5 protein-coding genes are annotated in these 7,382 nt (G+C 54.1%); all 5 read left to right on the plus strand.

Going from position 1 to position 7,382, the window contains the following annotated elements; genetic code table 11:
- Positions 1-174: 174 nt before the first annotated feature.
- The 5 genes from phoB to MUA00_RS04680 all read left to right on the plus strand — a co-directional run bounded on the left by phoB (position 175) and on the right by MUA00_RS04680 (position 7,330).
- Positions 175-864 (plus strand): phosphate response regulator transcription factor PhoB, encoded by a 690-nt coding sequence (phoB, locus tag MUA00_RS04660; RefSeq protein WP_121265288.1) that lies wholly within the window; start codon positions 175-177, stop codon positions 862-864.
- A 22-nt stretch (positions 865-886) separates the two neighbouring features.
- Positions 887-2,191, plus strand: a complete 1,305-nt coding sequence (phoR, locus tag MUA00_RS04665; RefSeq protein WP_271121827.1) for a phosphate regulon sensor histidine kinase PhoR — start codon at positions 887-889, stop codon at positions 2,189-2,191.
- A 449-nt stretch (positions 2,192-2,640) separates the two neighbouring features.
- On the plus strand, positions 2,641-3,963 hold the full coding sequence (brnQ, locus tag MUA00_RS04670; RefSeq protein WP_271121828.1) for a branched-chain amino acid transporter carrier protein BrnQ: 1,323 nt from the start codon (positions 2,641-2,643) through the stop codon (positions 3,961-3,963).
- A gap of 70 nt (positions 3,964-4,033) precedes the next feature.
- The gene (gene proY, locus MUA00_RS04675) at positions 4,034-5,407 is read left to right on the plus strand and encodes a proline-specific permease ProY (RefSeq protein ID WP_271121829.1); all 1,374 of its coding nucleotides are present in this window, start codon (positions 4,034-4,036) and stop codon (positions 5,405-5,407) included.
- Positions 5,408-5,701: 294 nt separating this feature from the next.
- Entirely contained in the window at positions 5,702-7,330 is a 1,629-nt protein-coding gene (locus MUA00_RS04680; protein WP_271130459.1) for a ShlB/FhaC/HecB family hemolysin secretion/activation protein, read from the plus strand.
- The last annotated feature ends 52 nt before the right edge of the window (positions 7,331-7,382 follow it).

Below are 7,382 nucleotides of genomic sequence, written 5' to 3' on the forward strand. Positions count from 1 at the left end.
TGTGGCAAAAAAAGCGTGCTGGGATTATAAGGGCAGTCGTCGCGAAGGGCACTTCTGCACGTCATAATTCAAAGCAATGAGTCATCTGGCCGTCATTTTTTTCATAAATCTGTCATAAATCTGACGCATACTGTCGCACAAATTAGCAATGGCATTGTTTAAACAGGGCAAATCATGGCGAAGCGTATTTTAGTCGTAGAAGATGAAGCTCCAATCCGTGAGATGGTGAGCTTCGTGCTCGAGCAAAACGGTTTCCAGCCAGTAGAAGCAGAAGATTATGACGCAGCCGTGAATCTTCTTATCGAACCTTTCCCCGACCTGATCCTGCTGGACTGGATGCTCCCCGGCGGCTCCGGCATTCAGTTTATTAAGCACCTCAAACGCGAGGCGCTGACCCGCGAAATTCCTGTAATGATGCTGACCGCGCGCGGCGAAGAAGAAGACCGCGTGCGGGGGCTTGAAGTCGGCGCGGATGACTACATCACCAAGCCGTTTTCCCCTAAAGAGCTGGTGGCGCGTATTAAAGCGGTGATGCGCCGCATTTCGCCGATGGCGGTGGAAGAAGTCATCGAAATGCAGGGATTAAGCCTCGATCCGTCGTCACATCGCGTGATGACCGGTGAAAATCCGCTTGATATGGGCCCGACGGAATTTAAGCTTTTACACTTCTTTATGACTCACCCGGAACGGGTTTACAGCCGCGAACAACTGCTCAATCATGTGTGGGGCACCAACGTGTACGTGGAAGATCGCACCGTTGATGTGCATATTCGGCGCTTGCGCAAAGCGCTGGAACTGAGCGGTCACGACCGCATGGTACAAACGGTACGCGGCACGGGCTATCGCTTCTCGACCCGTTTTTAGTTTCCTTACAGGAGTGTGACGCGTGCTCGAACGGTTGTCATGGAAAAGGCTGGTGCTGGAGCTGGTGCTCTGTTGTTTACCGGCGGCCATTCTCGGGCTGATTTTCGGCCATCTTCCCTGGTTTTTACTGGCGGCGGTTACCGCTTTGCTGGTCTGGCATTTCTGGAATTTATTGCGCCTTTCCTGGTGGCTGTGGGTCGATCGCAGCATGACGCCGCCGCCCGGACGCGGTAGCTGGGAACCTTTGCTCTACGGCCTGCATCAGATGCAGTTACGTAACAAAAAGCGCCGTAAGGAGCTGGGGAACCTGATTAAGCGCTTTCGCAGCGGGGCTGAATCGCTCCCGGATGCGGTGGTGCTGACGACGGAAGAAGGCACGATTTTTTGGTGTAACGGCCTGGCGCAACAGTTGCTTGGTCTGCGCTGGCCGGACGATAACGGCCAGAATATCCTCAACTTATTGCGCTACCCGGAATTTACCCGTTATTTAACTAACAAAGAATTTACCCGCCCGCTGACCCTGGTGCTGAACAATGGCCGTCACCTGGAGTTCCGCGTAATGTCCTACAGCGATGAACAGTGGCTGCTGGTGGCGCGAGACGTTACGCAGATGCACCAACTGGAAGGCGCGCGGCGCAACTTTTTTGCCAACGTCAGCCATGAATTGCGTACGCCGTTAACCGTGCTGCAAGGCTATCTGGAAATGATGCAGGACCAGAGCCTGGAAGGGCCGCTGCGGGATAAAGCGCTGGGCACCATGCGCGAGCAAACGTCGCGCATGGAAGGGCTGGTGAAACAGTTGCTGACGCTGTCGCGTATTGAAGCGGCTCCGGCGATGATGCTGAACGAAAAAATCGACGTGCCGATGATGCTGCGCGTAGTGGAGCGCGAAGCGCAGACGCTAAGTCAGCAAAGGCAGACGTTACGGTTTGAAGTCGATCCTGCGCTAAAAGTTTTTGGCAATGAAGAGCAGTTGCGCAGCGCGATTTCGAACCTGGTTTACAACGCCGTGAATCACACGCCTGAAGGTACGCGCATTACCGTTAGCTGGCAAAAAACGACGCAAGGGGCGAAATTCAGCGTGGCGGATAACGGGCCGGGCATTTCGGCTGAGCACATTCCACGTCTGACAGAGCGTTTTTATCGCGTGGATAAAGCCCGCTCCAGACAAACGGGCGGCAGCGGGCTGGGGCTTGCGATCGTTAAACACGCTCTGAGCCACCATGAAGCGCGGCTGGATATCGAAAGTAAACCGGGGCAAGGAACAATGTTTTCGTTTGTGCTGCCCGAGCGGCTGATTGTTAACGAAAAGACGACGGCTGCCTGATGTGCCCGGCGGGCGTCTCGCTGCCCGCCATACTTTTGCTGCATATTTATTAATCAAAAACGGCAATTTTTCTTTCCAGGAACGCTCTGCTGTACGTTTTTTGCTCTCTCGTTAACCAAATTTGGCCATCCGGTGATAAAATGACCGCATGATGCACCATAATAAATTCCTGTGATTGAATTTATCCACTAGGTTTGTGGTTAATTTAAGGATATCAATCTGGTTTTGGGATCCCTCCTTGTCTTCAAACGCTATAAGCGTTTTAATTGCGCCCCTGGTGTTACCAGACCGACTGAATTTGCGTGGTAATTCGACCAACTATTCTTCGCCACCGAGCCGGATCAGTGTTTTCCGCTGTCGATATCTGGAAATGCCACTTTTTTGCCATGCTGTACGGCAGAGAAACTTTGAAAATTCAACACCACACATCCACAGGCTGCAATTATTTTATGACCCATCATTTAAAATCTCGCGACATCATCGCTCTGGGCTTCATGACCTTTGCGTTATTTGTCGGCGCGGGCAATATTATTTTCCCTCCAATGGTTGGCTTACAGGCTGGTGAACACGTCTGGATGGCATCCCTTGGTTTCCTGGTGACCGCTGTGGGTCTGCCGGTATTGACCATTGTCGCCATTGCCCGCGTGGGCGGCGGTATCGATAGCTTAAGCTCGCCGATTGGCCGTCGCGCAGGCGTGTTACTGGCTACTCTCTGCTATCTGGCCGTCGGCCCGCTGTTTGCCACACCGCGTACCGCAACCGTCTCTTTTGAAGTCGGTATCGCGCCGCTGACCGGCGCAGGCGAACTGCCGCTGTTTATCTACAGCCTTGTCTATTTCGCCATGGTTATCGCCATCTCTCTTTATCCAGGCAAGCTGCTGGATACCGTCGGGCACGTGCTGGCGCCGGTGAAAATTGTCGCGCTGTTGGTTCTGGCTGCCGGGGCCGTGTTATGGCCTGCGGGCGGCATCAGCACCGCGACCGAAGCGTATCAGAATGCTGCATTCTCCAACGGGTTCGTGAACGGTTACCTGACCATGGACACTCTGGCTTCGCTGGTGTTTGGCATCGTTATCGTTAACGCGGCTCGCTCGCGCGGCGTGACTGAATCCCGCCTGCTGACGCGCTACACCATCTGGGCTGGCCTGATTGCCGGCGTTGGTTTAACGCTTATCTATCTGGCGCTGTTCCGCCTGGGTTCAGACAGCGCAACCCTTGTTGCCGACCAGAACGCCAACGGCGCCGCGATTCTGCATGCTTACGTGGCGCATACCTTCGGCGGCGCGGGCAGCTTCTTCCTGGCTGCGCTGATTTTCCTGGCCTGTATGGTAACGGCGGTTGGCCTGACCTGCGCATGCGCCGAGTTCTTCAGCCAGTATCTGCCGCTGTCTTATCGCGCGCTGGTCTTTATCCTCGGCCTGTTCTCAATGGTGGTGTCTAACCTCGGGTTGAGCCATCTGATTCAGGTTTCCATTCCCGTGCTGACGGCCATTTATCCGCCGTGTATCGCGCTGGTGGTGTTGAGCTTCACCCGTCCGTGGTGGCACAACTCAAGACGCGTCATCGCGCCGGCGATGCTCATCAGCACAATGTTTGGTATCATCGACGGGATCAAGGCTTCGGCCATCAGCGATATGCTGCCTGCGTGGGCTGCGCGCTTACCGCTTGCCGATCAGGGTCTGGCGTGGGTTTTACCGACCGTGGCGATGGTAATAATCGCCGTAGTCTGGGACCGCGCAGCAGGGCGACAGGTTACTTCAAACGCCCACTAAAAATTTGAATGTTGTTTAACCACGGGGTTGCGCTCCGTGGTTTTTTATTTGTTGAGAGTGGTTTGGTACGATGGAAAACGAGAACAAGCTCAAACGCGGTTTGAGCACCCGGCACATACGTTTTATGGCGCTGGGTTCGGCGATTGGTACAGGATTGTTTTACGGCTCGGCGGACGCCATCAAAATGGCGGGACCAAGCGTATTACTGGCTTATATCATCGGTGGCGTTGCGGCATATATCATTATGCGCGCGCTGGGCGAGATGTCGGTTCATAACCCCGCGGCGAGTTCGTTTTCCCGCTACGCGCAGGACAATCTGGGGCCGCTGGCAGGCTATATCACCGGCTGGACGTACTGCTTCGAAATTCTGATTGTCGCCATCGCGGACGTGACCGCTTTCGGTATTTATATGGGCGTCTGGTTTCCGGCGGTGCCGCACTGGGTCTGGGTGCTTAGTGTGGTGCTGATTATCTGCGCCATCAACCTGATGAGCGTGAAGGTGTTTGGCGAACTGGAATTCTGGTTTTCGTTCTTTAAAGTCGCCACCATTATCATCATGATTATTGCCGGTATTGGGATTATCGTCTGGGGTATCGGCAACGGCGGCCAGGCAACGGGGATACACAATCTCTGGAGCAACGGCGGCTTCTTTAGCAACGGCTGGACAGGCATGGTGATGTCGCTGCAAATGGTCATGTTCGCCTACGGCGGCATCGAAATTATCGGCATTACCGCAGGTGAAGCGAAAGACCCGCAGAAATCCATTCCGCGTGCTATTAACTCCGTTCCTTTGCGTATTCTGGTGTTCTATGTGGGCACGCTGTTTGTCATCATGTCCATCTATCCGTGGAACCAGGTGGGCACTTCCGGCAGCCCGTTCGTGCTGACGTTCCAGCATATGGGCATTACCATTGCGGCAGGCATTCTGAACTTTGTGGTGATCACCGCTTCGCTGTCCGCCATTAACAGCGATGTATTTGGCGTAGGCCGCATGCTGCACGGAATGGCGGAGCAGGGCAGCGCGCCGAAGGTCTTTGCAAAAACCTCTCGCAACGGCATTCCTTTTGTGACCGTTTTGGTGATGTGCGTAGCCATGCTGTTGGCGGTTTATCTGAACTACATCATGCCGGAAAACGTCTTCCTGGTCATTGCGTCACTTGCGACGTTCGCCACCGTCTGGGTGTGGATTATGATTTTGCTTTCGCAGGTAGCCTTCCGCCGCAGGCTTTCGAAAGAAGAAGCTAAAGCGCTGAAATTCCCGGTGCCCGGCGGCGTGGCGACAACTATCGTTGGCCTGGTCTTCCTGGTATTTATCATCGGGCTGATTGGCTGGCATCCGGATACCCGCATTTCGCTCTATGTCGGCTGCGGCTGGATTGCCCTGCTGCTAATTGGCTGGATATTCAAACGCCGTCATATGCAGGTTGTCTCGCAAAATAATTAAGACACCAACCCCGCCGCTGGCGGGGTTTTTCGTTCTAATTCCTTCAACTTCCTCAGTAATATTCAAAATCTCATTTATTAAATTTATTATTAACACCATTGGAATTGTCTTAAATAATTACCTGCGTGTTGTTGCCTTCCATTAACTGTGATTAATTTCATATTCATTGCGGAATATAACTAGCTGCTAATGCTTATTAGCAGCCTGTCCGCTACTTATTGCGCTCAAGGAAGGGGCACCCGGATGGCTGTTAAATTTAATATTGGGCGGCATGGAATAGGCTGCCTTATTTATATGTTTGCGTTTATGACCTCTGCGGCGCCCTTATCTCCCGCTGACAGAAATACCATTGAGCAACAGCAGCAAAATCTTCTGGAGCAAAACCAGCGTCAGCGTGATGAACTGGATCGCAGCGCTGAATTGCCACGCTTTACTTCTCCTGAGCCCGCCAGTCCGGCTTCCGGGCCATGTTTCACTATCACCCACATTTCTCTGGATGGCGCTACGTTGCTTAGCGAAAGTCAGTCCGGAAGACTGACTGCGCCCTGGATAAATCAGTGTCTGGATATATCACGCCTTGCGGAACTAACCCGCGCCGTTTCTGACTGGTATATCCATAAGGGTTACATAACCAGCCGCGCATTTATTACCGAACAGGATTTATCCGGGGGCGAATTACATATATCGGTGCTTGAAGGAAGGCTGGAAAAAATCCTTCTGGAAGCTGCGCCTTCCCGTCAGTTCAGCACGACTTTTCCGGGCCTTGAGGGCAATATCCTGAACCTGCGCGATATTGAGCAGGGCATGGAGCAAATCAATCGCGTGCGCAGCACGCCGGTACAGATTGAAATCCTGCCGTCCGATAAACCCGGCTACTCCATTGTTAATCTCACCGCCACGCCGGAATTCCCCCTTTCTGCCTCCGTAAGCTTTGATAACAGCGGCCAGAAGAGCACCGGTACCGGGCAAATTAACGGCTCGCTGACAGGGAATAACCTGTTGGGGCTGGCTGATAAATGGTTCGTCAGCGGCGGGCGCAGCAGCGATTTTTCATCATCACATAACGCGCAAAATTTCCAGGCGGGCGTCAGCGTGCCGTACGGCTACAGCCTGCTGGATTACAGCTATAGCTGGAGTAACTACCTCAGCACCATCAATAACAACGGTTTTAACTGGGCTTCAACCGGTGACAGCCAGACACATCGTTTTACCGCTTCGCACGTGCTGTTCCGTAATGGCGATATAAAAACAGGCGCATCCATTGGGCTGACACATCAAATCAGTAACAACTACCTTAACGACGCGAAACTCGGCAGCAGCAGCCGCAGGCTTACCAGCCTGGTCTCTGGCCTTAACCACACGCAAAAACTCTCAGGCGGCGTGGCAACCCTGAATCCGGCCTTCAGCCACGGCGTACCCTGGCTGGGCGCGGAAGACGACAAAGGTAAAAAAGGCGACATGCCGAAAGCCGGGTTCAAAAAATGGAGCGTTAACGGCAGCTATCAGCGTCCCGTAACCAATGACCTGTGGTGGCTGACCAGCTTCTACGGCCAGTGGTCGCCGGACCGGCTTTACGGCAGCGAGCGCCTGACGATTGGCGGCGAAAGCTCGGTGCGCGGTTTCAAGGAGCAGTACCTTTCCGGCGATAACGGCGGCTACTGGCGCAACGAGCTGAACTACACGCTGTTCACCCTGCCGGTTATCGGCCAGGTCAGCAGCGTGGCGGCGCTCGACGGCGGCTGGCTGCAAAAGGATAACCACGATCCCCGGGCGTCCGGCGCGTTGTGGGGCGCGGCAGTCGGGCTATCCACGGCCAGCCGTTATTACTCCGGCCAGTTTACCGTTGGTCTGCCGGTGAAGTATCCCGACTGGCTGGCGCCCGATCGTATCAGCATTTACTACCGCATCGCGTTCGTTCTGTGAGGACTGAGATTATGGACAATCACCCGCAACCCGTTTGTTTTGCCCGGCGTTT

This window comes from Dryocola boscaweniae (assembly GCF_025215095.1).
Taxonomy (GTDB): Bacteria; Pseudomonadota; Gammaproteobacteria; order Enterobacterales; family Enterobacteriaceae; genus Dryocola; species Dryocola boscaweniae.

What these genes read in the sequence shown, in the direction of transcription:
- phoB (WP_121265288.1), top strand. Translation starts at nt 175, where the DNA reads ATGGCGAAGCGTATTTTAGTCGTAGAAGATGAAGCTCCAATCCGTGAG.
- brnQ (WP_271121828.1), top strand. Translation starts at nt 2,641, where the DNA reads ATGACCCATCATTTAAAATCTCGCGACATCATCGCTCTGGGCTTCATG.
- proY (WP_271121829.1), top strand. Translation starts at nt 4,034, where the DNA reads ATGGAAAACGAGAACAAGCTCAAACGCGGTTTGAGCACCCGGCACATA.
- MUA00_RS04680 (WP_271130459.1), top strand. Translation starts at nt 5,702, where the DNA reads ATGTTTGCGTTTATGACCTCTGCGGCGCCCTTATCTCCCGCTGACAGA.